Below are 2,535 nucleotides of genomic sequence, written 5' to 3'. Positions count from 1 at the left end.
GCCCAGCGCGTCGAAGCAACCGGTGTCCAGGGCAGCTGGACCGCCGGCGGCCACGGCTACGGCAAGGCCTACGAATTCACCGGCCCCTACGGCCACCCCATGCGCCTCTTCTTCGACGTCGAGAAGTTCGTGGCTGAGCCCGGTTTTGAATCCACCTACCCGGACCGGCCGGAGCGCCGCAGCAGCCACGCCGCAGCGCCCCGCTTCCTGGACCACGTCACCGTGGCCTCCTCCGATGTCCGAGGCTTCGCCAAGTGGTACAACGAGGCCCTGGGCTTCCGCGTCATGGCCTTCGTGGACCTGGACGAGGCACCCATCACCGTCTTCTCCGTGCTCACGACCAACGAAAAGTCCCACGACCTGGGCGTGGTCCTGGACACCTCCAGCCGCGCGGGACGCGTCAACCACATCGCCTTCTGGGTGGACGCCACCGAAGACCTGCTCCGCACCGCGGACGTCATGATGGAAAACGGCACCGCCATGGAATACGGCCCCTCCATCCACGGCGTGGGCGAGCAAAACTTCCTCTACTTCCGCGACCCCTCTGGCCTGCGCGTCGAGCTCAACTCCGGCGGATACCGCAACTACGTCCCGGACTGGGAAGCCAACACCTGGAAGCCCTCCGAAGGCTCCAACAACTTCTACAAGAACGGCGCCATGCCGCACTCCATGACCGAATCCTTCCCTCCCGCGGAAGGCTTTACCGCCACCGAAGAAGGCGCCTCCCCCGAAATGAAGGAAGCCCTCCTGAACCCCTACGCCAAGCAGGGACGGGGCTAGGACACCATGGCCGAAACACAATATGCACTCATCCGGTTCCAGGAGACCGGTGACAGCAAGGCCCGCGCGGGCCTGCTGGTCGGCGACCGCGTCGTGGCCCTGAATGAGGAGATCAATACACTGATCGAGCACTGGGACACCACCGAGAGCCAGCTGGACGCCATCGCCGCATCGGTCGGCGAGGACACCGGCCTGGCGATGGCCGACATCGAGGTCCTCGCCCCGGTAGAGCCTGTCCAGGTCCTTCAGACCGGCGCCAACTACCGCAAGCACGTCATCGACCTCGCCGCAGCCCACCGCGAACCGGGCCAGGACGAGGACGAAGTCCGGGACCGGACCGCCGCGATGATGGACAAGCGCGCGGGCCAGGGAACGCCGTACTTCTTCATCGGGCTGCCGACGGCGATCGCGTCCGCCACGGACGACCTCACCCTGCCTGCCTACTCCAAGTCCCACGACTGGGAACTTGAACTGGCCGCGGTGATCGGCAGGACGGCGTTCCGGGTCACCCCCGAGGAAGCCCTGGACTACGTCTTCGGCTACACCATGGTCAACGACATCACGACCCGTGAGTACGTGTTCCGCAAGGACATGCCGGCGATCGGCTCGGACTGGTACCGCGCCAAGAACGCCCCCGGCTTCCTGCCCACCGGACCGCTGCTGGTACCCGCCAAGTTCTTCGGCGACCCGCAGGACGTCCAGGTTACGCTGAAGCTCAACGGCAAGGCCATGCAGGACGAGTCCACCTCAGACATGATTTTCGGTGTCGCCAAGCTGATCAGCGAGGCCTCCCAGATCATGCCGCTGCGCCCGGGAGACCTCGTGCTCACCGGAAGCCCCGCCGGCAACGGCCAGCACTGGGGAAGGCTGCTCCAGGACGGCGACGTCATGGAGGGCACCATTACAGGTCTGGGCACCCAGCGCATCCATTGCAAGGACGAAGTTGTATCTGAAGGCAGCCAGCAGTGACCAGCCAGGACACAGCACCAACCACCACCGGCACCGGGGAATCAGTCACCGATTCCCCGGTCATCCGGCGTGAGGATCCGCTCGGCAGCATCCGCGCCATGGCCGAATCCCACAACAACTGGGGCCGCTGGGGCCAGGACGACGTCCTTGGGACCCTGAACTTCATCGACGCGGACAAGCGTATTGAAGCAGCAGCCCTGGTAAAGACGGGCGAGGCCTTCTCGCTGTCCCAGCCGTTCGACACCAACGGACCGCAGAAGGGCTGGCGGCGACGCACCAACCCTGTCCACACCATGACCGACACCGGGGTGGACGCCGAACGCGGCAACCAGGGCTTCCCGCACGGCTTCGGCGGCGCGGACGACGTCATTGCCATGCCGCTGCAGTGCTCCACCCAGTGGGACGGCCTCGGCCACATCTTCGACCAGGGCAAGGCCTGGAACGGCCGCGCCGCAGGGGACGTGGTCACCTCCGAAGGCGACCTGGTCACCGGCATCGAAACCGCCGCGGCCAAGATCGTCACCCGCGGCGTCCTGCTGGACGTCGGCCGCGCGCTCGGACCAGAGCTGGGAAGGAACGACGGCGAGCTGCCGGACGGTTTCGCCATCACCCCCGAACACCTCCAGCGGACCATCGACCTGCAGGGCCCCAGCTCAAAGGTTGGCCGGGGCGACATCCTGGTGATCCGCACCGGACAGCACACCCGGGTGCGCCGCGACGGCTGGGGCGACTACGCCGGCGGCTCAGCCCCGGGGCTGTCCTTCAGCACCGCACCCTGGCTTCACC

General features: G+C 66.6%; 3 protein-coding genes. All 3 read left to right on the top strand.

From position 1 onward, the window contains the following. Positions 1–780, top strand: a 780-nt coding sequence (locus LQV45_RS25485) for a VOC family protein (protein WP_230009422.1), incomplete at its 5' end; no start/stop codon positions are given. Positions 781–786: 6 nt separating this feature from the next. Further along, entirely contained in the window at positions 787–1,749 is a 963-nt protein-coding gene (locus tag LQV45_RS25480; RefSeq protein WP_230009421.1) for a fumarylacetoacetate hydrolase family protein, read from the top strand. After that, the coding region (locus LQV45_RS25475) for a cyclase family protein (RefSeq protein WP_230009419.1) at positions 1,746–2,535 on the top strand (790 nt) is incomplete at its 3' end. The genes LQV45_RS25480 and LQV45_RS25475, both read left to right, overlap by 4 nt.

The sequence above is a fragment of the Microbacterium sp. Bi128 genome (genome assembly GCF_918698205.1).
Note: the sequence above shows the minus strand (reverse complement) of the source record. Positions and strands in the feature narration are given on the sequence as shown.